Source organism: Streptomyces umbrinus (assembly GCF_030817415.1).
GTDB classification, from domain to species: domain Bacteria; phylum Actinomycetota; class Actinomycetes; order Streptomycetales; family Streptomycetaceae; genus Streptomyces; species Streptomyces umbrinus_A.
On record NZ_JAUSZI010000002.1, the window covers coordinates 8,806,895 to 8,833,104 of the forward strand.

The window sequence follows — 26,210 nt, forward strand, 5'->3', positions numbered from 1 at the left end:
TATGTCAGCGTCAGCGCTGGGCTGCGGCGATCGATTCCCGGGCGACGTTCGCGACGTTCTCGGCAGTGAACCCGAACTCCTGGAAGAGCACCTTGCCGTCGGCCGAAGCACCGAAGTGCTCCAGGGAAACGATGCGGCCGGCATCCCCCACGTACTTGTGCCAGGTGAGACCGATACCGGCCTCGACCGCGACCCGTGCCTTCACGCTCGGCGGCAGGACGCTGTCCCGGTACCCCTGGTCCTGCTCCTCGAACCACTCCACGGAGGGCATGGACACGACCCTGGTCGGGGTGCCCGCGGCCTCCAGCTGCTCACGTGCGTCGACGGCCACGTGCACCTCGGAACCGGTCGCGACGAGAACGACCTCCGGGGTCCCGGTGGACGCCTCGAAGAGCACGTAACCACCCTTCGCCGCATCCTCGTTGGCCTCGTACGTCGGTACGCCCTGACGGGTCAGCGCGAGGCCGTGCGGGGCGCCCTTGCCGAAGACCTTGGTGTAACGCCTGAGGATCTCGCGCCAGGCGATCGCGGTCTCGTTGGCGTCCGCCGGACGGACGACGTTGAGGCCCGGAATGGCGCGCAGGGAGGCGAGGTGCTCGACCGGCTGGTGCGTCGGACCGTCCTCGCCGAGACCGATGGAGTCGTGGGTCCACACGTACGTCACCGGCAGGTGCATCAGCGCGGACAGGCGCACCGCGTTGCGCATGTAGTCGGAGAACACCAGGAAGGTGCCGCCGTAGATACGGGTGTTGCCGTGCAGCGCGATGCCGTTCATCTCCGCGGCCATCGAGTGCTCGCGGATACCGAAGTGGATCGTGCGACCGTACGGGTTCGCCTCCGGCAGCGGGTTGTCCGCAGGGAGGAACGACGAGGTCTTGTCGATCGTCGTGTTGTTGGAGCCCGCCAGGTCGGCCGAGCCGCCCCACAGCTCGGGGATGACCGCGCCGAGCGCCTGGAGCACCTTGCCGGAGGCCGCACGTGTGGCGACGCTCTTGCCCGCCTCGAAGACCGGGAGCTTCTCCTCCCAGCCGGTGGGCAGCTCGGTCGCGGCGATGCGGTCGAACTCGGCGGCACGCTCGGCGTTGCTGTTACGCCACTCCTGGAACGACTTCTCCCACTCCGCCTTGGCCTGACGGCCGCGCTCGCCCAGCGCGCGCGTGTGGGTGATGACCTCGTCCGAGACCTCGAAGGCCTTCTCCGGGTCGAAGCCCAGCACCCGCTTGGTGGCCGCGACCTCGTCGTCGCCGAGCGCCGAGCCGTGCGCGGCCTCGGTGTTCTGCGCGTTCGGAGCCGGCCAGGCGATGATCGAGCGCATCGCGATGAACGACGGCTTGTCGGTCACCAGCTTCGCGGCCTCGATCGCGTCGTAGAGGGCGTGCGGGTCGAGGTCGCCGTCCGGCTTCGGGGCCACGCGCTGCACGTGCCAGCCGTACGCCTCGTACCGCTTGACCGTGTCCTCGGAGACCGCCGTCTCGGTGTCGCCCTCGATCGAGATGTGGTTGTCGTCCCACAGCAGGACCAGGTTGCCGAGCTGCTGGTGGCCGGCCATGGAGGACGCCTCCGCAGAGATGCCCTCCTGGAGGCAGCCGTCACCGGCGATCGCGTAGATGAAGTGGTCGAACGGGGAGGCGCCGGGGGCCGCCTCCGGGTCGAACAGACCGCGCTCGTAGCGGGCGGCCATGGCCATGCCCACCGCGTTGGCGACACCCTGGCCGAGGGGGCCGGTGGTGGTCTCCACGCCGGGGGTGTGTCCGTACTCCGGGTGGCCCGGGGTGCGGGAGCCCCACGTCCTGAAGGACTTCAGGTCGTCCAGCTCCAGACCGAAGCCGGCCAGGTAGAGCTGGGTGTAGAGGGTCAGGGACGAATGACCGGCTGACAGTACGAAGCGGTCGCGGCCGGTCCAGTCGGGGTCCGCCGGGTCGTGCCGCATCACCTTCTGGAAGAGGGTGTAGGCGGCGGGCGCCAGGCTCATCGCCGTACCCGGATGGCCGTTGCCGACCTTCTGTACGGCGTCGGCGGCCAGGATGCGGGCGGTGTCGACGGCCCGCTGGTCCAATTCGGTCCACTCGAGGTCTGTTGTGGTCGGCTTGGTGCTCACCCTGGGTCAGGGCTCCTCTCCACATGTTCCACATGTCGAATGCCGGTGCACGTCGCGCCCACCGGCTCGCTGTCGAGCCTACCCCCGTAGGAACGCGCATTTTTTCGAGTCATTCCAGACTGCCGGGACTCTCCCTCATCCGCCTCCCGACCGGCGCGTTCCGTGTTCGGCAAGTGAATACGGAGCCGCTCATCCGACTGCTCAACGCAATGCCGATCAGTCCTGCGCGGAGGCCTTTCAACACGACCCGACCCCCGCGAAGGCCGGGGTCTGGGCAACGTCTACAGTGGCGTGGTACGCGCGAGCCTTTACCGGGAGTTCACACCCGGAACTCGCTGAAATGTCTCTGTCAGGGGTGTGCGTGACGGCCGTTGAATCCCGTCCTGCGGGTGTGCTCGGGGCGAGTCAGGGCGCGAAGCGGGGCACGAACCACCGGCCGTTCTGGGCTCGGGTCAAGGCGTTCGTCGCTCTCACCAAGCCGCGGATCATCGAGCTGCTGCTGATCACCACCGTTCCGGTGATGTTCCTCGCGCAGCAGGGCGTGCCCGATCTGAAGCTGGTGCTCCTCACTTGCGTCGGCGGCTACCTCTCCGCGGGCGGCGCCAACGCCCTGAACATGTACATCGACCGTGACATCGACGCGCTCATGGAGCGCACCGCACAGCGTCCACTGGTCACCGGCATGGTCAGCCCACGCGAGTGCCTCGCCTTCGGCATCACGCTCGCGATCGTCTCGACGCTGCTGTTCGGATTCGCCGTCAACTGGCTGTCCGCCTGGCTGTCGCTCGGAGCGCTCCTCTTCTACGTCGTCGTCTACACGATGATCCTCAAACGCCGTACCTCGCAGAACATCGTGTGGGGCGGTATCGCCGGCTGCCTTCCAGTACTCATCGGCTGGTCGTCCGTCACGAACTCCATGTCGTGGGCGCCGATCATCCTCTTCCTTGTCATGTTCTTCTGGACGCCGCCGCACTACTGGCCGCTCTCCATGAAGGTCAAGGCGGACTACGCGCGCGTGGGCGTTCCGATGCTGCCCGTCATCGCCTCCAACAAGGTCGTCGCGCGGCAGATCGTCCTCTACAGCTGGGCCATGGTCGCCGTCTCCCTCCTCCTGACGCCGCTCGGCTACACGGGCTGGTTCTACACGGTCGTCGCCCTCGTGACCGGCGGCTTCTGGCTCTGGGAGGCCCACGGGCTGCAGACCCGCGCGAAGGACGGCGCCGTAGGCGCCAAGCTGAAGGAGATGCGGCTCTTCCACTGGTCCATCACTTACGTGTCGCTGCTGTTCGTGGCTGTGGCGGTGGACCCGTTCTTGAGGTGACGCTCCGACAGGGGGTCGTGGGCGTGCGTAGGCGGCTGCGGGCCGGCCGTGGCTGGTCGCGCAGTTCCCCGCGCCCCTGAGGTGCACCATGGCCGGCCCGGGTGCGTGGGCAAGGCCACTCGGTCCGGGCGTCGCCGAATGATCTACCCGTCGGTAGCATCCTGGGCATGGCAGACACCCAGCAGGTTGACGAGGGCGCCGGCGCCAAGCAGGACGCCAAGGCCGAGCGCCGGGCGGCGAAGCTCGCCAAGCAGATCTCTTCCTTCGCGCAGGCCCACGGCGGCGCCGAGGGACAGATCGCGTACATCGGCCAGAAGGGCGCCCGGATCGTCCTCGTCGGCGAGGACGGCGGCTGGGGCGACCTCGTGGCTCCCACCTTCGCCATCGCGGAACAGGCCGTGAAGAAGTCCGGCATCACCACCCACGACGACTTCGACGGCGAGTTCGCGAACAAGGTCAAAACAGGCCCGTACGAGTGGACCCGCATGGCAGGCATCCAACTCGGCGGCCCCAGCAACGACTGACCGGGCCTTCAGGGGCGCGCCTCAGCGACGACTGGCCCGTGCCCCTTCAGGGGCGCGGGGAACTGCGCGATCAGCCACATCCGGCCCGCAGCTGCACACGGACCCGCACCCCACCCCACCCACCCCGCAAAACCCGCGGAGCGCTTCGCACGGGGTGTGGCCGCCCAACACCTGACACCCGGTTCACCCGTTAGGCCCTTTAATAAAGGCAGGGCCCATTCGCGGGGAGTCCGGATGATCGAAACGCCGTCGCTGGTGGATCAGTACTGCCACGGCGTGCTGCGGACGGAGCTGGGTCTCGGCACCTTCGAGGCCCACCTCGCCCGGGGCGAGGGCCCGCCCGCGGCCGGGACCACGTTCTTCGACACGCAGACCGGTTTCGCCGTACGCCGCTGGTGTCCGCCCCTGCTGGGGCTCGAACCCCACTGTCCGCCCGCCCGCTACCTCGCCCGACGCCGGGAACTCGGCGTCCTGGAGGCGGGGCGCAGGCTGCTGCGGGGGAGCGGGATCACGACCTATCTGGTCGACACCGGTCTGCCGGGCGATCTGACGGGGCCCGGTGAGATGGCCTCCACGGGAGCCGCGCGCGCCCACGAGATCGTCCGTCTGGAGCCGCTCGCCGAGCAGGTCGCCGACACCTCCGGAACCGTCGAGTCGTTCCTCGCCAACCTCGCCGAGTCGGTGCACGGGGCGGCCGCGAACGCCGTGGCCTTCACCTCGGTGGCGGGCTTACGCCACGGGCTGGTGCTCGCGCCCGAACCGCCCGGGCCGGGAGAGGTGCGCGGTGCGGCGGGGCGGTGGCTGGCCGGGCGCCGGGTGGGCGGCGAACTGAGCGATCCGGTGCTGCTCAGACATCTCCTGTGGATCGCGGTCGCCTCCGGCCTGCCGCTCCAACTGCACGCGGGGCTCGGTGAGCCCGGCCTGCGCATCGACCGCAACGACCCGGTCCTGCTCACCGACTTCGCCCGCGCGACGGCCGGCCTCGGCACGGACCTGGTCCTGCTGCACGGCTACCCGTACCACCGCCACGCGGCACATCTCGCCGGGGTCTTCCCGCATGTGTACGCCGATCTGGGCGCCGCCCTCGTCCGTACCGGGGCCCGCGCGTCGGCCGTCCTCTCCGAGATCCTGGAGCTCGCCCCCTTCGGCAAGCTCCTCTTCTCCAGCGGCGCACATGGTCTGCCCGAGCTTCATGTGGTCGGAGCACGTCTCTTCCGCGAGGCGCTCGCCAAGGTGCTCGGCACCTGGGTGGCCGAGGGCGCCTGGTCGCTGTCCGACGCGCAGCGGGTGGCGGGGCTGATCGCGGCGGGGAACGCACGACGGGTGTACGGGGTGGAGTGAGACGGGTGTACGGGGTGGAGTGAGACGGGTGTACGGGGTGGAGCGGGCTGTACAGACTGTGCGTATGACACGCAGCGACGCGACCGACCGGCTCCTCGACCGTTTCAGCACCGAACTGCGCGATCTGGCTCCCGCTGCCGTGTGGGCGCACGGCTCGCTCGGCGGGGGCGACTACCGGGAGGGCATCAGCGACCTGGATCTGATCGTGGTCCTGGACGGCCCGATCAGGGCGAGGACGCTCTGGAAGGTGGCCCGGCTGCACGCCCGCCTGCGTGCCGAACCGCTCGTGGCCAAGCTGCACTGCAGTTACCTGACGCGCGACACGGTCGACGGCGCCGAGCGGCAGCACCTCACGTGGGCGCACCAGCAGCTCTTCAAACGGACGGTCACACCGGTGACCCGGCGCGAGCTGCACACCTTCGGGCTGGTCCTGGAGGGGGAGCCGCCCGGGAGTCTGCTTCCGCCGGTGGCGGACGACGAGCTGGCCGAGTTCGTCGTACGGGACCAGCGGGACTTCTGGCGACGGCAGGTGGACCGGGCCGACAACTGGACGCAGGACGTCTGGGTGGATCTGGGGCTCGTCACCTACGCCCGTGCCACGGTCACGCTGAAGGACGGGCGGCTGATCACCAAGCGCGAGGCACTCGACCTGCTGCCCGGTCTCGGCGCGCCCGCCGAGCTGGTCGCGGACGTCAGGCGGCGGCGGTACGAGGAGCCCGGGGCACCGCTCCAGGAGTGGACGGCCCGCAGGGCGGAGCTGACCCGCGGCTACCTCGGCCCGGCGATCGACAGCCTGGTGGCGGCGTACGAATGACCTGCGCGTGCCTCACGTGACGCGCGACTCATGTGACCTGCGCGTCCCTCACGCGCGCGTGAGGGACGACTGCGTCGACTGGGCGGGCAGATCCGCCACGACCTCCGGCCGTTCCCGCAGCGCCAGCAGGACGCGGAGCGTGGCGATCCACACCAGGCAGGAGCCGAACATGTGGAGGCCGACCAGGACCTCCGGAAGATCGGTGAAGTACTGGACGTACCCGATGCCGCCCTGGGCGAGGAGCACCAGGAAGAGGTCCCGGGTGCGGTGCAGGGGCCCCTTGGGCGCGTCGACGGCCCTCAGGACGAACCACAGGGCGAAGGTCATCGTCACCACGATCCAGGCCAGCACGGCATGCAGCTTGGTGACGTTCTCCCAGTTCAGCGGGATGCGCTCGACCTCGCTTGAGTCGCCCGCGTGCGGGCCCGCGCCGGTGACGACCGTACCCACCGCGATCAGCAGGACGGTGACGGCGACGAGGATCCACGCCATCTGCTGCACCGGCTTGCCGACCAGCGGGCGCGGGGCGTCGTCGCCCTCGCGGGTGCGCTGCCACATCACCGTGGCGACGGCGATCAGGGCGGTGGAGAGCAGGAAGTGGGCGGCCACCGTGTACGGGTTGAGGCCCACCAGGACGACGACGCCGCCGAGGACCGCGTTGCCCATGACGACCCAGAACTGCGCCCAGCCGAGCCGCGTGAGGCTGCGCCGGTAGGGCTTCTGCGAGCGCGCGGCGATGATCGCCCAGCCGACCGCGGCACACAGGACGTACGTCAGCATGCGGTTGCCGAACTCGATCACACCGTGCACGCCCATCGCGCTCGTGGTGGTGAGCGAGTCGTCGGTGCACTTGGGCCAGGTCGGGCAGCCGAGACCCGAGCCGGTCAGCCGGACCGCGCCTCCGGTCACCACGATCAGTACCGCCATGACGAGCGCGGCGAGGGCGGCGCGCTGGACCGTCCTGGGCGACGGAGTCCAGCGTTCGGCGATGAAGGCGAGCGGGTTGCGCACGGCTTGGGCGGCATCGGCTCGGGTCACGTTCGGCACGGGCTCCATCGTAGGGGGCCGCTTGTGCACGCTTTCACGAGCCCCCTCCCCTCGCCGGTCCGGTGTCATCGTCCGATCACGCCCAGCGGAAGAACTTCCCGGCGGCCGCGAGGCCCACGACCGCCCATACGGCGAGGATCCCGAGGTTCCCCCACGGCATCCCGGCCCCGTGCTGGAGCACGTCCCGCAGGCCCTCCGACAGGGCCGAGATCGGCAGCAGTCCGAGCAGGTCCTGGGCCGTGTCCGGGAACTTGTCCAGCGGGACGACGACCCCGCCGCCCACGAGCAGCAGCAGGAAGACCAGGTTCGCGGCGGCCAGCGTGGCCTCCGCCTTCAGCGTGCCCGCCATCAGCAGACCGAGGCCAGAGAACGCCGCCGTGCCCAGGACCAGGAGGAGCAGCACGGCGAGCGGGTTGCCCTCAGGCGACCAGCCGAGCGCCAGGGCGATCACCGTCACGAGGAGCACCTGGAGGACCTCGGTGACCAGGACGGAGAGGGTCTTGGCCGTCATCAGCCCCCAGCGGGGCAGCGGCGAGGCGGCGAGCCGCTTCAGCACCCCGTACCGCCGCTCGAAGCCCGTGGCGATCGCCTGACCCGTGAACGCCGTCGACATCACGGCGAGCGCGAGAATGCCGGGCGTGAGGAAGTCGACCGCCTTTCCCTCGCCCGTGTCGACGATGTCCACCGCGCTGAACAGCACCAGCAGCAGTGTCGGGATGATCACCGTCAGGAGCAGCTGCTCGCCGTTGCGCAGCAGCATCTTCGTCTCCAGCGCCGCCTGCGTCGCGATCATGCGGGGGAGCGGGGCGGCTCCCGGCCTCGGCGCGTACGTGCCCGTGCCCTCGCCCGTGGTCCGGGCGTCCGTTCCCGCGGTCATCCGCGCAGCTCCTTACCGGTGAGCTCCAAGAAGACGTCCTCCAGGGTGTGCCGTTCCACCGAGATCTTCTCCGGCATCACCCCGTGCTGGGCGCACCAGGTGGTGACGGTCGCGAGGAGCTGCGGGTCGACCTTGCCGCCCACGCGGTACGAGCCCGGCGTCAGCTCGGCCGCCGTGCAGTCCGCCGGGAGGGCCTTGAGGAGGGAGGCCACGTCGAGGCCGGGGCGGCCGGAGAAGCGCAGGGTGTTCTCGGCGCCGCCGCGGCACAGCTCCTCGGGGGTGCCCTTCGCCATGACCCGGCCCGCGTCGATGATCGCCACGTCGTCGGCGAGCTGCTCGGCCTCGTCCATGTAGTGCGTGGTGAGGATGACCGAGACACCGTCGGCGCGCAGATCGCGTACGAGATCCCAGGTGGCCCGGCGGGCCTGCGGGTCGAGACCCGCGGTCGGCTCGTCCAGGAAGACCAGTTCGGGGCGGCCGACCACGGCCATGGCGAGCGCGAGGCGCTGCTGCTGGCCGCCGGAGAGTCGCCGGTACGTCGTGCGGCCGCAGCTGCCGAGGCCCAGGCGCTCCATGAGCGCGTCCACGTCCAGCGGGTGCGCGTGCAGCCTGGCCACGTGGCGGAGCATCTCGTCGGCGCGGGCGCCGGAGTAGACACCGCCGGACTGGAGCATCACGCCGATGCGGGGGCGCAGCGCGGAGGCCTCGCGCACCGGGTCGAGGCCCAGCACCCGGACCGTTCCGGAGTCCGGCCTGCGGTACCCCTCGCAGGTCTCGACGGTGGTCGTCTTGCCGGCGCCGTTGGGCCCGAGGACGGCGGTGATGCCCGCCCGGGCCACCAGATCCAGGCCGTCCACCGCGGTTTTCCTGCCGTACCGCTTCACCAGGCCGTCGACCTGGACGACGGTCTCACTTCGCATGGGCGGCCTCACTTCGCATGAGCGCCAAGTCTAGGGACGGCCGAGCGGGGCACAGAGGGCGGGTCGAGTCACGAGCGGCGTGAGGCGGGCGCGTCGTCGGTGACCCACTCCTCGCGCGAACGGTGTGTCTCCAGCCACCGCTCCGCGTACGCCACCGCGTCGGCCACGGGGAACAGCCGGGTGTCGGCCGCGCCCACCAGCCCCCGTACGACGGTACGGTCCCGTTCGAAGTCGGCGCCCAGTTCGTCGAACCGCTCCGAGCTGATCGAGACCTCCGTCACGACCTCCCAGCGGGAACCTTCGGGCGTACGGACCGGCCTCCCCACCTCGACACGCGGGGACGGGATCCGGTATTCGGCGAGGTGGAAGCCGGTGCAGGAGTCGTAGCCCGCGCCGAGCAGCAGGACGCGGGCGTCCATGGTCTCCAGGCGGGCCAGCGGGCTGTGCTCGCCGAGGCGGCAGTCCGGGGCGTGATCCTCGACGATCTTCGCCGCGCGCGGTCCGATCGCCGCGAACGAGGTCTGCGGGTGCGCGCTGCGCAGGGCGCCCGGCCAGGTGCGTACGGTCTCCGGGATCACGCCCACCCCTCGTGTGGGCGTGATGAGCGGGTCGTACCCCGGCATCGTGGCGCGGATCGTCTCCCACCAGGCCTCGGGGACGGGCGGGCTGGTCCACAGGGCCGGGTCGGAGAGGCCGCCGGACTGGGTGGGGACCACGAGTGTGCCGTCCGGACCGAGCGCGTCGAGCAGTGCTTCGACGACTGCGACCGCGCCGCCGTTGACCCATCCGAGGGAGCGGAGCGACGAGTGCGCGAGGAGGGTCTCGCCGGGGCGTACACCGAGCGCGCGCAGGTCCGCCGCGAGGGTGGCTCGGGTGACGAGAGGGCCGGTCGGAGGGGGTGTCGGCATGGTTCGGGAGTCTCCCCGACAACCCTGCCCCCTGCCACCGAATTGATCGATCAAAGATCATTCCCGCAGGTCAGGTTAGGTTTACCTAAGTGACGCACCGCACCCCTGGTGGCGTGGACGCGGCTTGTCAGTCTCTGAGGAATTACGCAACAATGGCGTTGTGAAAAACGTTGGCGAGGCCCCGCAGGAGGAACTCGCGACCGGTGAGCGCTCCACGCGCAACCGCGTCGCGCGGTCCATCCTGGACCACGGCCCGTCGACCGTGACCGACCTCGCGGGGCGGCTGGGCCTCACCCAGGCCGCCGTGCGACGACACCTCGACGCGCTCGTCTCCGACGACGTCGTGGAGGCCCGCGAGCAGCGGGTCTACGGCGCTCGTACGCGCGGGCGGCCCGCCAAGGTGTTCGCCCTGACCGACTGCGGCCGGGACGCCTTCGACCAGTCCTACGACAAGCTCGCCGCCGACGCCCTGCGCTGGATCGCGGAGCGCGAGGGCGGGGACGAGGCCGTCGTGGCCTTCGCCCGCGCCCGGATGGCGGCCCAGGCCGACACGTACCGCAAGGCCGTCGAGGCCGCCGCCCCCGAAAAGCGTGCCGAAGCCCTGGCCAAGGCCCTGAGCGGGGACGGGTACGCTGCTACGGCGCGCAGCGCACCGGTCGGCGAGCAGCTCTGCCAGCATCACTGCCCGGTCGCCCATGTCGCCGAACAGTTCCCGCAACTCTGCGAGGCGGAGACAGAGATCTTCTCCCAGCTGCTCGGCACACATGTCCAGCGGCTGGCCACCATCGCCCACGGCGACGGTGTCTGCACCACGTTCATCCCAAAGATTTCCAAGAACGATTTTCACGGCCATGACGCATCTGCAAGTACCGCCGGGAGGAACCCCGCATGACGCTCCCCATTGAGGAGACTGCCCACCCCGAGCTCGAGGGTCTGGGTACGTACGAATACGGCTGGGCCGACTCCGACGTGGCCGGTGCCTCTGCCAAGCGCGGCATCAACGAGGACGTCGTCCGGGACATCTCCGCGAAGAAGAGCGAGCCGGAGTGGATGACCAAGCTCCGTCTCAAGGGCCTGCGCCTGTTCGACAAGAAGCCCATGCCGAACTGGGGCTCCGACCTCTCGGGCATCGACTTCGACAACATCAAGTACTTCGTGCGCTCCACGGAGAAGCAGGCGCAGTCCTGGGAGGACCTGCCCGAGGACATCAAGAGCACGTACGACAAGCTCGGCATCCCCGAGGCGGAGAAGCAGCGCCTCGTCGCCGGTGTCGCGGCCCAGTACGAGTCCGAGGTCGTCTACCACCAGATCAACGAGGAGCTTGAGGCGCAGGGTGTCATCTTCATGGACACCGACACGGCGCTGAAGGAGCACCCGGAGCTCTTCAAGGAGTACTTCGGCACCGTCATCCCGGTCGGCGACAACAAGTTCGCGTCGCTGAACTCCGCGGTGTGGTCCGGCGGCTCCTTCATCTACGTGCCGAAGGGCGTGCACGTCGAGATCCCGCTCCAGGCCTACTTCCGTATCAACACGGAGAACATGGGCCAGTTCGAGCGGACCCTGATCATCGTCGACGAGGGTGCCTACGTGCACTACGTCGAGGGCTGCACGGCCCCGATCTACAAGTCGGACTCGCTGCACTCCGCGGTCGTCGAGATCATCGTGAAGAAGGGCGGCCGCTGCCGCTACACGACCATCCAGAACTGGTCGAACAACGTCTACAACCTGGTCACCAAGCGCGCCGTGGCCTACGAGGGCGCGACCATGGAGTGGGTCGACGGCAACATCGGCTCCAAGGTCACCATGAAGTACCCGGCCGTCTACCTGATGGGCGAGCACGCCAAGGGCGAGACCCTGTCCATCGCCTTCGCGGGCGAGGGCCAGCACCAGGACGCCGGCTCCAAGATGGTCCACATGGCGCCGAACACCTCCTCCAACATCGTCTCGAAGTCCGTGGCGCGCGGTGGCGGCCGTACGTCCTACCGCGGTCTCGTCGAGATCGGCGAGGGCGCCCACGGCTCCAAGTCGAACGTGCTCTGTGACGCGCTGCTCGTCGACACCATCTCCCGCTCCGACACGTACCCGTACGTGGACGTCCGCGAGGACGACGTGTCCATGGGCCACGAGGCCACCGTCTCCAAGGTCAGCGACGACCAGCTCTTCTACCTGATGAGCCGGGGCATGACCGAGTTCGAGGCGATGGCGATGATCGTGCGCGGCTTCGTCGAGCCCATCGCGAAGGAGCTCCCCATGGAGTACGCCCTTGAGCTCAACCGGCTGATCGAGCTGCAGATGGAAGGCGCGGTCGGCTGACGCACCCGCGTTCAGGCAGCAGGCGGCGCGTCTTCCGGGCGAGCCGAGGATCGTAATAGAAAGCGAGCACTACGACAGCCATGGCTGAGGCTCAGAACTCCACGGTGGGGTCCTCCACCACCGCCGGATCGATCGCGGTGGCCGCCGAGTCGACCGTCGCCACGCGCATGAGCGCGCCCCCGTCCTTCGACGTGGCGGACTTCCCGGTCCCCCACGGCCGCGAGGAGGAGTGGCGGTTCACCCCGCTGGAGCGCCTGCGCGGGCTGCACGACGGCACCGCGGTCGCGACCGGCGTCGGCGTGAAGGTCGCCATCGACGCGCCCGAGGGCGTCACGGTCGAGACCGTCGGCCGTGACGACGCCCGGCTCGGCAGGGCGGGCACCCCGGTGGACCGCGTCGCCGCCCAGGCGTACTCGGCCTTCGAGCAGGCCGGCGTGATCACCGTCCCCAAGGAGACGGTCCTCACCGAGCCGATCCGCATCGCCGTGCACGGCGAGGGCGGCGTCGCCTACGGCCACCAGGTCGTGGAGCTCGAAGCCTTCGCCGAGGCCGTCGTCGTCATCGACCACACCGGTGACGCCGTGCTCGCCGCCAACGTCGACTACGTCCTCGGTGACGGCGCCAAGCTGACCGTCGTCTCCGTCCAGGACTGGGACGACAAGGCCGTCCACGTCGGCCAGCACAACGCGCTGATCGGCCGGGACGCCACCTTCAAGTCCTTCGTGGTCACCTTCGGCGGCGACCTCGTACGCCTCCACCCGCGGGTCGCCTACGCCGGCACCGGCGGCGAGGCCGAGCTCTTCGGCCTGTACTTCACGGACGCCGGCCAGCACCAGGAGCACCGCCTCCTGGTCGACCACAACGCCCCGCACTGCAAGTCGAACGTCGCCTACAAGGGAGCGCTCCAGGGCGACGGTGCCCACGCGGTGTGGATCGGCGACGTCCTCATCGAGGCCACGGCCGAGGGCACGGACACCTACGAGATGAACCGGAACCTGGTTCTGACCGACGGCGCCCGTGTCGACTCCGTGCCGAACCTGGAGATCGAGACCGGCGAGATCGTCGGCGCCGGACACGCCTCGGCGACCGGCCGCTTCGACGACGAGCAGCTCTTCTACCTGATGGCCCGCGGCATCCCGGCCGACGAGGCCCGCCGTCTGGTGGTCCGCGGCTTCTTCGCCGAGCTGGTCCAGCAGATCCGCGTCGCCGACATCCAGGAGCGCCTTCTCGCCAGGATCGACGAGGAGCTGGAGGCGTCGCTCTGATGACTGCCTCGTCGACGTTCGTACGCGCCTGTGGGCTGGGCGAGCTGGAGGACGACACCCCCAAGAGGGTGGAGCTCGACGGCACGCCGGTCTCGGTCGTGAAGACCGAGGGGGAGGTGTTCGCGATCAACGACATCTGCTCGCACGCGAACGTCTCGCTCTCCGAGGGCGAGGTGGAGGACTGTCAGATCGAGTGCTGGCTGCACGGCTCCGCGTTCGACCTCCGCACCGGCAAACCGTCCGGCCTGCCCGCGACGCGCCCCGTCCCCGTATACCCCGTAAAGATCGAAGGGGACGACGTGCTCGTCTCCCTCACCCAGGAGTCCTGAGGAACCCATGGCAACGCTTGAAATCCACGACCTGCACGTCACCGTCGAGGCCGACAACGCCACGAAGGAGATCCTCAAGGGCGTCGACCTCACCGTGAAGCAGGGCGAGACGCACGCCATCATGGGCCCGAACGGCTCCGGCAAGTCGACGCTCGCCTACTCGCTCGCGGGTCACCCCAAGTACACGATCACCAGCGGCACCGTCACCCTCGACGGCGAGGACGTCCTGGAGATGTCCGTCGACGAGCGCGCCCGCGCCGGCCTGTTCCTCGCGATGCAGTACCCGGTCGAGGTCCCCGGCGTCTCGGTCTCCAACTTCCTCCGTACCTCCGCCACCGCGATCCGCGGCGAGGCCCCCAAGCTGCGCACCTGGGTGAAGGAGGTCAAGGGGGCCATGGAGCGCCTCAACATGGACCCGGCCTTCGCCGAGCGCAACGTGAACGAGGGCTTCTCCGGCGGCGAGAAGAAGCGCCACGAGATCCTTCAGCTGGAGCTCCTCAAGCCGAGGATCGCGATCCTCGACGAGACCGACTCCGGCCTGGACGTCGACGCCCTGCGTGTCGTCTCCGAGGGCGTGAACCGGGTCCGCGAGTCCGGCGAGGTCGGCACCCTGCTGATCACGCACTACACGCGCATCCTGCGCTACATCAAGCCCGACTTCGTGCACGTGTTCGCGAACGGCCGCATCGCCGAGTCCGGCGGCGCGGAGCTCGCCGACCAGCTCGAGGCCGAGGGCTACGACAAGTACGTGAAGGGTGGCGTATCAGCGTGACGCAGCTGCCGGGCCTCCTCGACACCGAGGCGATCCGCAAGGACTTCCCCATCCTGGACCGCACGGTCCACGACGGTCAGAAGCTCGTGTACCTGGACAACGCGGCGACCTCGCAGAAGCCGCGCCAGGTACTGGACGCCCTGAACGAGTACTACGAGCGCTACAACGCCAACGTCCACCGCGGTGTGCATGTGCTCGCGGAGGAGGCCACGGCGCTGTACGAGGGCTCGCGCGACAAGGTCGCCGCGTTCATCAACGCGCCGAGCCGCGACGAGGTGATCTTCACGAAGAACGCCTCCGAGTCGCTCAACCTCGTGGCCAACATGCTCGGCTGGGCCGACGAGCCCTACCGCGTGGACCACGAGACCGAGATCGTCATCACGGAGATGGAGCACCACTCCAACATCGTGCCGTGGCAGCTGCTGGCGCAGCGCACGGGCGCGAAGCTGAAGTGGTTCGGCCTGACCGACGACGGCCGGCTCGACCTGTCCAACATCGACGAGATCATCACCGAGAAGACGAAGATCGTCTCCTTCGTGCTGGTGTCGAACATCCTGGGCACGGTCAACCCGGTCGAGGCGATAGTGCGCCGTGCGCAGGAGGTCGGCGCGCTGGTCTGCATCGACGCCTCGCAGGCCGCCCCGCACATGCCGATGGACGTACAGGCCCTGCAGGCCGACTTCGTGGCCTTCACCGGCCACAAGATGTGCGGCCCGACCGGCATCGGCGTCCTCTGGGGCCGTCAGGAGCTTCTGGAGGACCTGCCTCCGTTCCTCGGCGGCGGTGAGATGATCGAGACGGTGTCGATGCACTCGTCGACGTACGCTCCCGCCCCGCACAAGTTCGAGGCGGGCACCCCGCCGATCGCGCAGGCGGTCGGGCTGGGCGCGGCGATCGACTACCTGAGCGCCATCGGCATGGACAAGATCCTCGCCCATGAGCACGCGCTCACCGAGTACGCGGTGAAGAGGCTCGGCGAGGTGCCGGACCTGCGGATCATCGGCCCGACGACGGCCGAGGACCGCGGCGCGGCGATCTCGTTCACGCTGGGTGACATTCACCCGCACGACGTGGGCCAGGTTCTCGACGAGCAGGGCATCGCGGTGCGCGTGGGTCACCACTGCGCACGGCCCGTCTGCCTGCGGTACGGAATTCCTGCGACCACACGAGCGTCGTTCTATCTGTACTCCACGCCGACCGAGATCGACGCTCTGGTCGACGGCCTGGAGCACGTACGGAACTTCTTCGGCTGAGGAGCTGGCTGAGTCGTGAGGCTTGATTCGATGTACCAGGAAGTCATCCTGGACCACTACAAGCACCCGCACGGGCGCGGTCTTCGAGATGGCGACGCCGAGGTGCACCACGTCAACCCGACGTGCGGCGACGAGATCACGCTGCGCGTGAAGTACGACGGCACGAAGATCAGCGACGTCTCGTACGAGGGCCAGGGCTGCTCCATCAGCCAGGCCTCGGCCTCCGTGCTGAACGAGCTGCTCGTCGGCAAGGACCTGGCCGCGGCTCAGAAGATCCAGGAGACCTTCCTGGAGCTGATGCAGTCCAAGGGCCGTATCGAGCCGGACGACGCGATGGAGGAGATCCTCGAGGACGCGGTCGCGTTCGCCGGGGTCTCCAAGTACCCGGCCCGCGTGAAGTGCGCGTTGCTGAGCTGGATGGCCTGGAAGGACGCGACGGCCCAGGCCCTGGGCGAGGCCGACGCCGAAAGGAAGACCGCATGAGCGAGACCATCGAGATGAAACCGGCCTCCGAGGAAGAAGTCCGCGAGGCCCTGTACGACGTCGTCGACCCCGAACTGGGCATCGACGTCGTCAACCTCGGGCTGATCTACGGCATTCACATCGACGACGCGAACATCGCGACGATCGACATGACCCTGACGTCGGCGGCCTGTCCGCTCACCGACGTCATCGAGGACCAGGCCAAGTCCGCCACGGACGGCCTCGTGAACGAGCTCCGCATCAACTGGGTGTGGATGCCGCCGTGGGGCCCCGACAAGATCACGGACGACGGCCGCGACCAGCTTCGCGCGCTGGGCTTCAACGTCTGATTCCGAGTTGTACGTGTGCGGCCCCCGGCATGATGCCGGGGGCCGCGTTCGTCTGTCGTCCGGGGCAGAGCCGGGGCCGGCCGGCCCCGGCTGCCGGGGAGTCGCTCAGCCGAGGCCCTTCACGAGCCTGAACGCAGAGTCCGCCCGGTAGAGGTGGTTGTTGTCGAACGGTTCGAGGCGGACCTGGAAGTCGCGGTGGCGCAGGAAGCGGCCGCGGTAGTTGTACGACTCCAGCATGACCGCGTCGTTGAAGCCCGTCGGGCGGGGGCAGAACGTGGCGTCCTGCTTGAAGAGTTCGGAGCCGTTGTGGCGGTCGGCGCGGAGCCGGAACTGGTAGTGGCGCAGATAGCGGTTGTTGCCCAGGGAGAAGGACACACAGCTGGAGTCGGCGATCCCGGGGACGACCTTGAAGGTGGCCTCGTCCCTGGTCCGCGACGAGCTCTGGGAGCTCACCCGGTCGAGTCGCACCGAGTCGCGGTCGAGGTGCCAGTAGCGGTCGGGGTAGTTGACCGCCTGGACGGACTTCCCCGAGGAGGCGGGCTTGGACGCGGGGGGCTTGGCGGAGGCGGACTTGGACGGCCGCGGGTCCGAGTCCGGGTTCGTGCCGCCCTGCTGCTGGGCCTCGGGCGAGGCGGAACCGTCCGCGACGGCCTTGGAGGAATCGGGGGCGGCGAGGCCGCTCTTCCCGCTGGGCGCCGTGGCGGGGGGCGGGCTGGGTATGAGCGGCTCGTCCGCCGAGGAGGTGGTGTTCTTGGTCTTCCCCTTCGCCGAGGTGTCCAGGTCGTCGTCGAGCACGACGACGGCTGTGACGGTGGAGGCGAGAACCGCCACGAGGAGTGCTCCCGCAAGCCAGAGCCTGCGGGTTCCGGGTACGCGTGACTCGTCCAGGGTTTCGCCGGTCTCCCACACCTTCGCGGGGCGGGCGGACGGGTCGGGAGCGGACCCGGGATTTCTTTCAGACATGCGAGGTTCCCCCAGCGTCGCCCAAGGCGGACGCGGATCGGTCAGGTGGGTCGTGGCACAAGAGGAGGCGTGGACCGCGGACACGCGTGACGGCTGTGGCCGGGGGATCCGCGTGCGCGACGAGGGGAACATTAGTAGAACTTGTGGCCCCGGCGTAGCGTTTCTGAGAGCGGTTTCTGCCAGGAACGCCGGGGGTTCGGCGGAGAGTTGGCGGTGATCGTCGGGTCCGGGGGCCGGGGAAAGATAGTTCAAGACTTAAGGATTCGAGATCAGAGGCCCGGAGGGGGGCGATCCCGGCGCCCGGGACGGGGAGTTCGGGCGCCGAGTCGTCGGCTCTCTCGGCGGAGGCGGAAGTTCCTCTCAGGGCCCAACAGCTATGAAAGAAGGCGCCCGAGACGTCACCTGGACCGATGCCCAATCGTGTCGTGAGCACCGGTGCCCGACGTGTGCCGTGAGGACCGGTGCCCCGACGTCTGCCGCGAGGGGCGGTGCCCGACGTCTGCCGCGAAGGGCGGTGCTAGCGCGTCGCGAAGGCCGACAGGAGGGTGGCGATCCGTTCGCGGGTTCCGCCGTTCTGGACCGGGGCCGCCGTGAGCACGTCCAGGTGCTGGTAGCCGGGCAGGACCACGGGGTTCTTGTCCGCGGGGATGTGGTCCGCGAGGATCCCGTCGCCCGCGACGAAGGTGATCGTGGGGTTCGCGGTCAGACCGCCGGGGTGCGCCATGTTCCGGGCGATCCGCGCGTCGTCGACCAGGGAGAGGTCGGTGACCAGCTTCGTCGGGAAGTAGTCCTCGGTGAAGTCCAGCGGCTGCTCGGAGAGGCTGCGGGCCAGCTCCCCGATGTCCGAGACCTCCTTGGCGGCCGTCGTGAACGGCGTGCCGTCGGCCGAGCGGTGGACCGGGTCGTCAGGCGCGCCGATCCGGTCGAAGTTCCGCCAGGTGTAGAGCGGGCCGGCCGGCTGGTCCGGGATCGCCTTCAGCTCCGTACCGAACAGGGCCGGTGAGCCCTGGACGTCGTTCGAGACCGGGAAGTTCTTGTCCACGAGGCGGCCGCCGTCGAAGAGGCCCACGCTGGTCTGGATGAAGGACAGCGGGGCCGAGTTGTCGTCCATGAAGGCGCCGAGGACCGCCGAGTTGGTGAGCCGGAAGTCGCGGATCGTGGGTTTGCCCGACAGGAAGACGGCCGCGTCCTTGGAGAACATCGTGCGGGACGTCGTCTCGATGTTGACGTTCGACGGGAGGTCGTCCTGGAGTGTGGACCTGGCGTCGGGGGCGGTGCGCGCGGCGAGGCCGCTGATCGCGAGAACGTTCATGATCTCGGGGTTGATCACCGCGGGGAGCGCGAGGAAGCGGGGCAGGACACCGCTGCGCAGACCGGCCTGTACGACGGTGTAGCCGAGGCCCGTCTCCGGGACCGTGCCCTTGGGCAGCAGGCCGCCGTTGAGAGTGCCCGAACTGCCGTTCAGGTCGTCGAGGTTGGTGGCGATCGTCGTGTCCAGGGCGAAGTAGCCCGCGCACTGGTTGAAGCCCGCGTCCGCCGTCGTCGCGGGGTTGCCGTCGAAGTCCCAGGTGGCGAAGACGCCGGTGAGGACGCCGCCGAGCGAGTGCCCGCCGCACATCACCTTCTCCTTGCGGAGCTTCTGGTCGGGCAGTTCGGCGGACAGCAGGTCGTACTGGTCACGGACCGTGCGCTCCAGACCGACCTCGGCGAGCCACCCCGTCTGATCGCTCGTCAGGAACCCCTCGAAGGAGCGCCCTTCGACCTTCTCGCCCTCGTAGTAGTAGCCAACAGCCTTGGCGGTGCTGCCCGTCGAGATCCCGGCGTTGTCCTCAAGGCAGTTGGAGCGCCGGTCCAGGGCCCAGAACTCGATGTGCTCGCCCTTCTCGGCGGCCGCCCTCACCGTGTTGCGGGCCACGCTGTCGAAGGCGCCCGCGCCCTCCAGGATGCCGGGCTGGGCGACCAGGATCCGGTCGGCGTCGGCGGACTTCGACGGTCCCTCGGAGGAGCGGTAGCGCAGGTACGACAGCCGGTCGCAGCGCGCCGGATGGCTGCCGACCGAGGCGGGCAGCGGGATCCGTACGGAGACCACCGTCTCGGTGATGCCGGCGACCGGCGAGGCCGAGGCCACCGGGGTCTCGGTGCGGGCGGCCTCGGCGCCGGCCGGTGCTCCGTCCGCCGAGGACGTCACGGTGAGCGCGGCCGCGCCGAGCGCTCCGGCGGTCAGGGCGCGCAGCCACCGGCCGCGGGGGCGGGGGACTCCTGTGCTCATGGTCTCTCCATCGGGACGACGGCGGGTGCGGGGTGCCGAACAGTAACCATCGGTAACTCCCGTGTGCCATAAGGAAAATGAGCAAACGAACAGGGTCCGCCGCGCACATTCGCACAGTGGCCCGGTGGCGACCTCCGGGGCTCGGAGGGAGACTGCGGCGTATGGCTGTCTCCTGGTATCAAGTCGTCGTCGACGCCCACGATCTGCCGTCACTGGCCCGCTTCTGGTGTCAGGTCCTCGACTGGCGGGTGCTGTTCGAGGCCGAGGGCGAGATCGTCATCGGGGCCGACCCCGGCGCCCTGCCCGGCATCTGCTTCGTACCGGTCGGCGAGCGCAAGAAGACCAAGAACCGGCTGCACATCGACCTCACGCCCGACGACCGGGACGCCGAGGTCGACCGGCTCCTCGCGCTCGGGGCCCGGCGCGTGGACGTCGGTCAGGGCGAGGACGTCACCTGGGTCGTCCTCGCCGATCCCGAGGGCAACGAATTCTGTGTGCTGCGGCCGAAGAAGACGCTTCTCGACTGAGGTTCGCAGGCTTGTGTACAGGCGTACGCATCGATGTGTACACTCGTACACATGGGATACGCGCTGCTAGCCGGGGCCATCGCCGCAGAGGTCGCCGCCACCACCGCCATGAAGTACAGCGAGGGCTTCAGCAAGCTGTGGCCCTCGCTGGTGACCGCGATCGGCTACGTCGTCGCGTTCGCGCTGCTCGCGCAGACGCTGAAGACCGTCGCGGTCGGCACGGCCTACGCGATCTGGGCGGGGATCGGCACGGCGGCCGTCGCGGGCATCGGGATGATGTTCCTGGGCGAGGGTATGAACACCGCCAAGTTCGCCGGGATCGTGCTGATCATCGGCGGGGTCGTGGTGCTGAACCTGGGCGGGGCGCACTGATGCGGCGCTGTCCGACGCGAGTCTGCTCGCGCCGTCCGACGGGAGCCCGCTGATGGTCAGGCGCTACGACCCCGAGCGGAGGCAGCGGATCATCGACGCGGCGATCCGTGTCGTGGCCGCCAAGGGCATCGGCGGGCTCAGTCACCGATCGGTCGCGGCCGAGGCCGATGTGCCGCTCGGCTCGACGACGTACCACTTCAAGACCCTCGACGAGCTCATGGTCGCCGCGCTGCGCCAGACGAACGAGGGCTTCGCGAAGATCGTCGCCTCGCGGGGCACGCTGGAGGACACCGGGGTCGATCTGGCCGGTGAACTGGCCGGTCTCCTGGGCGAGTGGCTGGGGGGCGACCGCGCGAGCGTGGAGCTGGAGTACGAGCTCTATCTCGCCGCCCTGCGCCGGCCCGTGCTGCGGCCCGTCGCCGCCGAGTGGTGCCAGGACCTCGCCGAGCGGATCGGCTGCCGCACGGACCCGGTCACCGCGCGGGCCCTCGTCGCGGTGATGGACGGGATCTGTCTGCAGGTGCTCGTGACGGGGGCGGAGTACGACGAGGCGTACACGTGCGAGGTGCTGGCGCGGGTGATCCCCTGAAGCTTCCTGTCTGCCGAGCGTGAACCTTTCGCGGCCCTGCGGGGAACAGGAGTGAAAGGCTCGGCACGACGAAGCAGGGGGAGGACTTGTGACCGGACCACCGGCACCTGAGCCCGGGGTGCACGACGACGCGGAGGTCGTCGCCCAGTCGCTGGAGGAACCGGAGCTGTTCGCCCGGCTCTACGACCGGCACGCGCCCGACATCCACCGGTATGTGACACGGCGCCTCGGGGACGGCGCCGCCGACGACATCACGGCGGACACATTCCTCACTGCGTTCCGCATCCGCGGCCGCTACGACCTGACGCGCACCAACGCCCGCCCCTGGCTGTACGGCATCGCGGGCAACCTCATCGGCAGACAGCGCCGCGCCGAGGTGCGGGCGCTCAAGGCGCTGGCCCGCACCGGGCACGACCCCGTCGCCGCCTCCTGGGTCGAGGAGACCGACAGCCGGGTCGCCGCACAGGCACCGCTCGCCGGAGCCCTCGCCGCACTGCCGGCGGGGGACCGGCACGTACTGCTGCTCATCGCCTGGGCCGACCTCACCTACCAGGAGGTCGCCGAGGCACTGGACATCCCGGTCGGGACGGTCCGCTCACGGCTCAACAGGGCCCGGCGCAAGGTGCGTACGGCGCTGGGCGCGGACCCCGCGTTCCTGCCCGACACCCCGGAGGTGGTCTGACGTGGACGAGATGACGGCGGTTCGCGAACTGCGGGCCGAGACACCCCTGCCCCCGCGCGGACGGCTCGTCCCGGGGCGTGAGGCGCTGCTTGCGGAGGCGGCGCGCGGCCGCCGGAGCCGGGGCCTGCGCACCGACTGGCGGCTCGCCGCGGTGGCGGCCGCGGCCGCGATCACACTGGCGGCGGTGCTCGGCACCCAGGTCCTGGGCGGCGAGGGGCACGAGACACTGCCGGGGGCCCGGTCGACGTACTTCCTGGAACTGGGCAGCGCGAAGGACCTGTTGAACGACGCCGCCGACGTGGTCGCGGCCGGTCCCTCGGTCACCGCCCGTGACGGCCAGTGGATCTACGTCAAGAGCGGCGAGGTGAACCTCACGGACGACTCGCGGCCGGGGACGAGCGAGACCTGGATGAAGTACGCCGACCCGTCCATGGAGGACGGGAAGGCGGGCGACGACCACTCGCCGAGGGAGGAGTACGCGTTCCTCAAGGCCCTGCCCGACGACCCGAAGAAGGTACGGGCGAAGGCACGCGCGTTCTTCTACGCCACCGACAAGACCGAGACCCGCACCGAACACGAGTACCGGGCCCTCACCGCGGTCCTCGGCCGGGCGTACGCGTACGACGCCGAGGACCTCGCCAAGGTCTACCGGGCCCTGGCCACGATTCCCGGCGTACGGGCCGCGCAGGTCCAGGACGCGGCGGGACGTGACGCCGTCGCGGTCTACCTCAGGAACGAGGATCCGACGGCGAACCGGGACGAACTCCTCCTGGACCCCGGCACCTACCTCTACAGCGGTCATCGGTGGGTGGCCCGGAGCGCCGGCGGCCAGTGGAAGAAGGGGGACGCCGTCATCAGCGGGGTGCGACTGGCCGTGGCAGTGGTCGACAGGAAGGACCAGCGGCCCTGACCTGGACCGCCCTGGTCCCTCCGGCACGACCCCGCCGGACAGGCCCCGGTGCGCCCGGCACCTGAGACGCCGGGCGCACTGGTTGGCACCCGTGGGCCCCGGCCGGTTAGGTTTCCCTCATGACCGACACGACTGCTACTCGCACCACCGGCGCCGTCGCCGCCGGGCTTGCCACGCTCGCCGCCGACGGAACTGTCCTCGACACCTGGTTCCCGGCCCCCGAACTGGCCGCCGAACCCGGCCCCTCCGGCTCCGAGCGGCTGTCCGCCGAGCGCGCGGTGGAGCTGCTCGGCGAGGGCGCCGTGAAAGCGATCGGCCCGGACGCCCGGCGTGGCGTCGAAGTGGTCGCGGTCCGCACGGTCATCGCATCGCTCGACGAGAAGCCGGTCGACGCGCACGACGCGTACCTGCGCCTGCACCTGCTCTCGCACCGCCTCGTGAAACCGCACGGGCAGAGCCTCGACGGCCTGTTCGCCCACCTCGCCAACGTCGCCTGGACCTCGCTCGGCCCGGTCGCCGTGGACGACGTGGAGAAGGTCCGGCTGAACGCCCGCGCCGAGGGCCTCCACCTGGCCGTGACGTCCATCGACAAGTTCCCGCGCATGACGGACTACGTGGCGCCGAAGGGCGTCCGCATCGCCGACGCCGACCGGGTCCGCCTGGGCGCGCACCTCGCCGAGGGCACCACGGTCATGCACGAGGGCTTCGTGAACTTCAACGCCGGCACGCTCGGCACGTCCATGATCGAGGGCCGCGTCTCCGCCGGCGTCGTGGTCGGCGACGGCTCGGACATCGGCGGCGGCGCGTCCACCATGGGTACGCTGTCCGGCGGCGGCAACGTCCGCATCACGATCGGCGAGCGGTGCCTGATCGGGGCGGAGGCGGGCGTCGGGATCGCCCTCGGTGACGAGTGTGTCGTCGAGGCCGGTCTGTACGTCACCGCCGGGACGCGGGTCACCATGCCCGACGGGCAGATCGTCAAGGCGCGTGAGCTGTCCGGTGCGTCCAACATTCTGTTCCGGCGGAACTCTGTCACCGGGACGGTGGAGGCGCGGCCGAACAACGCGGTGTGGGGTGGCCTCAATGAGGTCCTCCACAGCCACAACTGAGTCACGCGGTGGTTCTGTGAACCTGGCGCCCTCCCACTTGTTGTGGGAGGGCGCCAGGTTGTTCGGGGGTTCGGATGTCGGGTGCGGGCCCGGTGGGGGCTGGTCGCGCAGTTCCCCGCGCCCCTTAGAGGCAAGGGCTACCGCCCCCTGAAAGGCGAAAGGCGGGGGCGCAGCCCCGTCTTTCGCCTTTCAGGGGCGCGGGGAACTGCGCGACCAGCCCCCACGCACCCGCACATCGCAACGGCCCGCAAGAATTCCTGCCCCCACCCACCCGCACATCACCACCGGACCGTAAGAATTTCTCGCGCCGCCAGGCATAGCGGGGGCCCGCCCGGAGCGTCGATACGGGTGGGAGCGGGGAAAGCCCGCTGGGGAAGAGAAGGTGACGATGGATGCCCAAGGGCACGAGCGGTTCCGGGAGTTCGTGGAGAACCGGTCGTCGGCGCTGCTGAAGACCGCCGTGCTGCTCAGCGGCGGGGACAGGCACGCGGCCGAGGACCTGTTGCAGAGCGCGTTGATCAAGGCGGCCGGCCGGTGGCAGCGGATCGACGAGCCGGAGGCGTACGTACGGCAGATCCTGTACCGCCAGCAGGTGAGCCGATGGCGGCTGAAGTGGCGGCGGCGGGAACTGACCGTCGCCGAACCGCCCGAGGGGACGGGCGGGACGGCCGCGGCTGCTGCGGTGGACGCCTCCTCCGCGGCCGACCTGCGGATCGTGATGCGCGGAGCGCTGGCGCGGCTGACCGCCCGGCAGCGGACCGTACTGGTACTGCGTTACTTCGAGGACCTGCCGGAGGCCGACGTGGCCCGGATCCTCGGCTGCTCGGTGGGGACCGTGCGGTCCACCACCCACCGCTCGCTCGCCAGGCTGCGGGCTCTCGCGCCGGAACTGGCCGCTCTCGGACCCGCCGACGCGGAACAGAGCCCGTCCCGCGACTTCTCACCGGTGGAGGTACGTCCGTGAACATGGATCAACTGGTGCGCGACGCCCTGCACGAGCAGGCCGCGGACACCATGACCACGCCGCCCGACTTCGCGGGCCGCGTCCTCGCCGTCCGGCGACGCCGCCGGACCCGTACGATCGCCGGCGCCGCGGTGGCCACGGCGGTCGCCGTCGCCGTCGGGGTGGCGGTACCGATGCTGGACGGTGGCAAGGACGAGCCCCGGCTCGCCAGCCAGATGAACGAGAGCGACATCATCGCCCACCCGGACCAGACGCCGCCGCGCGATCTGATCGCGGCGGGCAACACCGCGCTGGCCGCCTACTACACGACCAGCACCGTCAAGGAGACCGCGGACCGGGGCGTCACCCGGCGCACCTACCACCTCCTCGACCAGGCGACCGGCAAGTACGTGAAGACCACCAAGTGGTCCATCCTCGACGTCGCTCCCGGCATGCGCACCGCCGCCGTCCTGGAGAAGGGGCTGCCCACCAAGCGGATCGGGCTGCTCGACCTGCTCACCGGTGAGGTCGAGCGCTGGATCACCGTCGACCGCGCCGTCGCGGGCGTCAGTTTCTCGGCCGACGGCAGCAAGCTCGTCGCGACGACGTACAGCGAGAATCCCGACCAGCAGAAGCTGGCGCCCAACGACAGTGACGGGGACGGCAAGAAGAACGACTGGATGCCGCCGTGGGGCGAGTCGTACCGGACCGGCTTCTACGTCCTCGACGTCGACTCCGGCAAGGGGTCCTGGAGCAAGGTCACGGTGCACGTCGACGAGGACATGCCCGGGTCCCTCAACGCCCGTCAGGACTTTGCCTTCAGCAATGACGCCAAGCTCGTGTACTCGGGGCTCACCACGGAACCCAACGTGCAGTACTACGACTTCGAGGGCAAGGAGGTCGCCACGCCCGCGAACGAGAAGTACCTGCACTGGTACGTCGACGCAAGGCTGTCCCCGGACGGCAAGCTCGCCGCCGGCGACTTCGCGGGGGGCATCAAGACCACCGCCTCCGAGATCAACGACCCCTACACCGGCAAGCGGCTCCACAAGATCCCCGGACAGCAACTGCTCGCCTGGGTCGACAACAAGCGGCTCATCGCCTTCGACATCGCACCCGGCACGAACGAGTTCCACAACCGGCTCGTGCTCGTCACGATCGGCAGCGACAAGACGGTCCCGCTGAGCGGTTTCCGCAAGGGGAACGACGGTGCGGCCGGGCGCTGGACGCCGATCTTCGCCGAACGCTGAGC

General features: G+C 69.7%; 27 protein-coding genes. 20 read left to right on the plus strand and 7 right to left on the minus strand.

What is annotated here, in order from left to right; all coding sequences use genetic code 11:
• Positions 1-10: 10 nt before the first annotated feature.
• Positions 11-2,098: a transketolase gene (gene tkt, locus QF035_RS38865; protein WP_307525762.1), complete on the minus strand. Its 2,088-nt coding sequence runs from the start codon at positions 2,096-2,098 to the stop codon at positions 11-13.
• Between the two features lie 355 nt (positions 2,099-2,453).
• Between tkt and QF035_RS38870 the strand changes: the two genes are divergently transcribed.
• The 4 genes from QF035_RS38870 to QF035_RS38885 all read left to right on the plus strand — a co-directional run bounded on the left by QF035_RS38870 (position 2,454) and on the right by QF035_RS38885 (position 6,098).
• Positions 2,454-3,419 carry a heme o synthase gene (locus tag QF035_RS38870; protein WP_307531746.1) on the plus strand — a complete coding sequence of 322 codons (966 nt, stop codon included), beginning with the start codon at positions 2,454-2,456 and terminating at the stop codon, positions 3,417-3,419.
• 167 nt (positions 3,420-3,586) lie between these two features.
• Positions 3,587-3,943, plus strand: a complete 357-nt coding sequence (locus QF035_RS38875) for a hypothetical protein (RefSeq protein WP_307525763.1) — start codon at positions 3,587-3,589, stop codon at positions 3,941-3,943.
• Positions 3,944-4,177: 234 nt separating this feature from the next.
• Complete coding sequence (locus QF035_RS38880; RefSeq protein ID WP_307525765.1) at positions 4,178-5,284, plus strand: amidohydrolase family protein; 1,107 nt, start codon at positions 4,178-4,180, stop codon at positions 5,282-5,284.
• A gap of 64 nt (positions 5,285-5,348) precedes the next feature.
• The gene (locus QF035_RS38885) at positions 5,349-6,098 is read left to right on the plus strand and encodes a nucleotidyltransferase domain-containing protein (protein ID WP_307525767.1); all 750 of its coding nucleotides are present in this window, start codon (positions 5,349-5,351) and stop codon (positions 6,096-6,098) included.
• Positions 6,099-6,146: 48 nt separating this feature from the next.
• On the opposite strand, the gene QF035_RS38890 is transcribed toward QF035_RS38885, so the two are convergent.
• From QF035_RS38890 to QF035_RS38905, 4 genes are all read right to left on the minus strand, one after another.
• Complete coding sequence (locus QF035_RS38890; RefSeq protein ID WP_055610936.1) at positions 6,147-7,154, minus strand: COX15/CtaA family protein; 1,008 nt, start codon at positions 7,152-7,154, stop codon at positions 6,147-6,149.
• A 67-nt stretch (positions 7,155-7,221) separates the two neighbouring features.
• Positions 7,222-8,022 carry an ABC transporter permease gene (locus QF035_RS38895; RefSeq protein ID WP_307525770.1) on the minus strand — a complete coding sequence of 267 codons (801 nt, stop codon included), beginning with the start codon at positions 8,020-8,022 and terminating at the stop codon, positions 7,222-7,224.
• Positions 8,019-8,942 carry an ABC transporter ATP-binding protein gene (locus tag QF035_RS38900; RefSeq protein WP_307525772.1) on the minus strand — a complete coding sequence of 308 codons (924 nt, stop codon included), beginning with the start codon at positions 8,940-8,942 and terminating at the stop codon, positions 8,019-8,021. Before QF035_RS38900 ends, QF035_RS38895 begins: the two co-directional genes overlap by 4 nt.
• Before the next feature lie 68 nt (positions 8,943-9,010).
• Entirely contained in the window at positions 9,011-9,850 is an 840-nt protein-coding gene (locus tag QF035_RS38905) for an aminoglycoside N(3)-acetyltransferase (protein ID WP_307525774.1), read from the minus strand.
• Positions 9,851-10,010: 160 nt separating this feature from the next.
• Between QF035_RS38905 and QF035_RS38910 the strand changes: the two genes are divergently transcribed.
• The 8 genes from QF035_RS38910 to QF035_RS38945 all read left to right on the plus strand — a co-directional run bounded on the left by QF035_RS38910 (position 10,011) and on the right by QF035_RS38945 (position 16,594).
• Positions 10,011-10,742, plus strand: a complete 732-nt coding sequence (locus tag QF035_RS38910) for a helix-turn-helix transcriptional regulator (protein WP_307525775.1) — start codon at positions 10,011-10,013, stop codon at positions 10,740-10,742.
• A complete protein-coding gene (sufB, locus tag QF035_RS38915) occupies positions 10,739-12,163 on the plus strand; it encodes a Fe-S cluster assembly protein SufB (RefSeq protein ID WP_055610941.1) in 1,425 nt (474 codons plus the stop codon). The genes QF035_RS38910 and sufB overlap by 4 nt, the downstream gene beginning before the upstream one ends.
• 80 nt (positions 12,164-12,243) lie before the next feature.
• The gene (gene sufD / locus QF035_RS38920) at positions 12,244-13,428 is read left to right on the plus strand and encodes a Fe-S cluster assembly protein SufD (RefSeq protein ID WP_307525777.1); all 1,185 of its coding nucleotides are present in this window, start codon (positions 12,244-12,246) and stop codon (positions 13,426-13,428) included.
• Positions 13,428-13,757, plus strand: a complete 330-nt coding sequence (locus QF035_RS38925; RefSeq protein ID WP_055610943.1) for a non-heme iron oxygenase ferredoxin subunit — start codon at positions 13,428-13,430, stop codon at positions 13,755-13,757. Before sufD ends, QF035_RS38925 begins: the two co-directional genes overlap by 1 nt.
• Before the next feature lie 7 nt (positions 13,758-13,764).
• The gene (gene sufC, locus QF035_RS38930) at positions 13,765-14,529 is read left to right on the plus strand and encodes a Fe-S cluster assembly ATPase SufC (protein ID WP_307525779.1); all 765 of its coding nucleotides are present in this window, start codon (positions 13,765-13,767) and stop codon (positions 14,527-14,529) included.
• Positions 14,526-15,782: a cysteine desulfurase gene (locus QF035_RS38935; RefSeq protein WP_055610945.1), complete on the plus strand. Its 1,257-nt coding sequence runs from the start codon at positions 14,526-14,528 to the stop codon at positions 15,780-15,782. Before sufC ends, QF035_RS38935 begins: the two co-directional genes overlap by 4 nt.
• A 15-nt stretch (positions 15,783-15,797) precedes the next feature.
• Positions 15,798-16,265, plus strand: coding sequence for a Fe-S cluster assembly sulfur transfer protein SufU (sufU, locus tag QF035_RS38940; RefSeq protein WP_055610946.1), 468 nt, complete (start codon positions 15,798-15,800; stop codon positions 16,263-16,265).
• Complete coding sequence (locus QF035_RS38945; RefSeq protein ID WP_055610947.1) at positions 16,262-16,594, plus strand: metal-sulfur cluster assembly factor; 333 nt, start codon at positions 16,262-16,264, stop codon at positions 16,592-16,594. The genes sufU and QF035_RS38945 overlap by 4 nt, the downstream gene beginning before the upstream one ends.
• A 105-nt stretch (positions 16,595-16,699) precedes the next feature.
• On the opposite strand, the gene QF035_RS38950 is transcribed toward QF035_RS38945, so the two are convergent.
• Both QF035_RS38950 and QF035_RS38955 read right to left on the minus strand, forming a co-directional pair.
• Positions 16,700-17,557 carry an AbfB domain-containing protein gene (locus tag QF035_RS38950; RefSeq protein WP_307525781.1) on the minus strand — a complete coding sequence of 286 codons (858 nt, stop codon included), beginning with the start codon at positions 17,555-17,557 and terminating at the stop codon, positions 16,700-16,702.
• A gap of 517 nt (positions 17,558-18,074) precedes the next feature.
• Positions 18,075-19,826, minus strand: coding sequence for a hypothetical protein (locus tag QF035_RS38955; protein WP_307525782.1), 1,752 nt, complete (start codon positions 19,824-19,826; stop codon positions 18,075-18,077).
• Positions 19,827-19,987: 161 nt separating this feature from the next.
• Here QF035_RS38955 and QF035_RS38960 point away from each other — a divergent pair, with 161 nt between their 5' ends.
• From QF035_RS38960 to QF035_RS38995, 8 genes are all read left to right on the plus strand, one after another.
• Positions 19,988-20,353: a VOC family protein gene (locus tag QF035_RS38960; RefSeq protein ID WP_307525784.1), complete on the plus strand. Its 366-nt coding sequence runs from the start codon at positions 19,988-19,990 to the stop codon at positions 20,351-20,353.
• 51 nt (positions 20,354-20,404) lie between these two features.
• Entirely contained in the window at positions 20,405-20,725 is a 321-nt protein-coding gene (locus QF035_RS38965; protein ID WP_307525786.1) for a DMT family transporter, read from the plus strand.
• A gap of 52 nt (positions 20,726-20,777) precedes the next feature.
• The gene (locus QF035_RS38970; protein WP_307525788.1) at positions 20,778-21,314 is read left to right on the plus strand and encodes a TetR/AcrR family transcriptional regulator; all 537 of its coding nucleotides are present in this window, start codon (positions 20,778-20,780) and stop codon (positions 21,312-21,314) included.
• An 88-nt stretch (positions 21,315-21,402) separates the two neighbouring features.
• Complete coding sequence (locus QF035_RS38975) at positions 21,403-21,996, plus strand: RNA polymerase sigma factor (RefSeq protein ID WP_307525790.1); 594 nt, start codon at positions 21,403-21,405, stop codon at positions 21,994-21,996.
• A 10-nt stretch (positions 21,997-22,006) separates the two neighbouring features.
• Positions 22,007-22,906, plus strand: coding sequence for a CU044_5270 family protein (locus QF035_RS38980; protein ID WP_307531747.1), 900 nt, complete (start codon positions 22,007-22,009; stop codon positions 22,904-22,906).
• A gap of 119 nt (positions 22,907-23,025) precedes the next feature.
• Complete coding sequence (dapD, locus tag QF035_RS38985) at positions 23,026-24,015, plus strand: 2,3,4,5-tetrahydropyridine-2,6-dicarboxylate N-succinyltransferase (protein WP_307525792.1); 990 nt, start codon at positions 23,026-23,028, stop codon at positions 24,013-24,015.
• A 388-nt stretch (positions 24,016-24,403) separates the two neighbouring features.
• Positions 24,404-24,979 carry a SigE family RNA polymerase sigma factor gene (locus QF035_RS38990; RefSeq protein WP_307525794.1) on the plus strand — a complete coding sequence of 192 codons (576 nt, stop codon included), beginning with the start codon at positions 24,404-24,406 and terminating at the stop codon, positions 24,977-24,979.
• On the plus strand, positions 24,976-26,208 hold the full coding sequence (locus tag QF035_RS38995) for a WD40 repeat domain-containing protein (RefSeq protein WP_307525796.1): 1,233 nt from the start codon (positions 24,976-24,978) through the stop codon (positions 26,206-26,208). Before QF035_RS38990 ends, QF035_RS38995 begins: the two co-directional genes overlap by 4 nt.
• The last annotated feature ends 2 nt before the right edge of the window (positions 26,209-26,210 follow it).

Bases quoted from the DNA above. Each gene is read 5' to 3' on its own strand.
- sufC (WP_307525779.1), top strand. From the start codon at position 13,765: ATGGCAACGCTTGAAATCCACGACCTGCACGTCACCGTCGAGGCCGAC.
- QF035_RS38945 (WP_055610947.1), top strand. From the start codon at position 16,262: ATGAGCGAGACCATCGAGATGAAACCGGCCTCCGAGGAAGAAGTCCGC.
- QF035_RS38880 (WP_307525765.1), top strand. From the start codon at position 4,178: ATGATCGAAACGCCGTCGCTGGTGGATCAGTACTGCCACGGCGTGCTG.
- QF035_RS38990 (WP_307525794.1), top strand. From the start codon at position 24,404: ATGGATGCCCAAGGGCACGAGCGGTTCCGGGAGTTCGTGGAGAACCGG.
- QF035_RS38875 (WP_307525763.1), top strand. From the start codon at position 3,587: ATGGCAGACACCCAGCAGGTTGACGAGGGCGCCGGCGCCAAGCAGGAC.
- QF035_RS38900 (WP_307525772.1), bottom strand. From the start codon at position 8,942: ATGCGAAGTGAGACCGTCGTCCAGGTCGACGGCCTGGTGAAGCGGTAC.
- dapD (WP_307525792.1), top strand. From the start codon at position 23,026: ATGACCGACACGACTGCTACTCGCACCACCGGCGCCGTCGCCGCCGGG.
- QF035_RS38890 (WP_055610936.1), bottom strand. From the start codon at position 7,154: ATGGAGCCCGTGCCGAACGTGACCCGAGCCGATGCCGCCCAAGCCGTG.
- QF035_RS38960 (WP_307525784.1), top strand. From the start codon at position 19,988: ATGGCTGTCTCCTGGTATCAAGTCGTCGTCGACGCCCACGATCTGCCG.
- QF035_RS38905 (WP_307525774.1), bottom strand. From the start codon at position 9,850: ATGCCGACACCCCCTCCGACCGGCCCTCTCGTCACCCGAGCCACCCTC.
- QF035_RS38885 (WP_307525767.1), top strand. From the start codon at position 5,349: ATGACACGCAGCGACGCGACCGACCGGCTCCTCGACCGTTTCAGCACC.
- sufD (WP_307525777.1), top strand. From the start codon at position 12,244: ATGGCTGAGGCTCAGAACTCCACGGTGGGGTCCTCCACCACCGCCGGA.
- QF035_RS38925 (WP_055610943.1), top strand. From the start codon at position 13,428: ATGACTGCCTCGTCGACGTTCGTACGCGCCTGTGGGCTGGGCGAGCTG.
- QF035_RS38980 (WP_307531747.1), top strand. From the start codon at position 22,007: ATGACGGCGGTTCGCGAACTGCGGGCCGAGACACCCCTGCCCCCGCGC.
- QF035_RS38965 (WP_307525786.1), top strand. From the start codon at position 20,405: ATGGGATACGCGCTGCTAGCCGGGGCCATCGCCGCAGAGGTCGCCGCC.
- QF035_RS38955 (WP_307525782.1), bottom strand. From the start codon at position 19,826: ATGAGCACAGGAGTCCCCCGCCCCCGCGGCCGGTGGCTGCGCGCCCTG.
- QF035_RS38895 (WP_307525770.1), bottom strand. From the start codon at position 8,022: ATGACCGCGGGAACGGACGCCCGGACCACGGGCGAGGGCACGGGCACG.
- QF035_RS38970 (WP_307525788.1), top strand. From the start codon at position 20,778: ATGGTCAGGCGCTACGACCCCGAGCGGAGGCAGCGGATCATCGACGCG.
- sufB (WP_055610941.1), top strand. From the start codon at position 10,739: ATGACGCTCCCCATTGAGGAGACTGCCCACCCCGAGCTCGAGGGTCTG.
- QF035_RS38950 (WP_307525781.1), bottom strand. From the start codon at position 17,557: ATGTCTGAAAGAAATCCCGGGTCCGCTCCCGACCCGTCCGCCCGCCCC.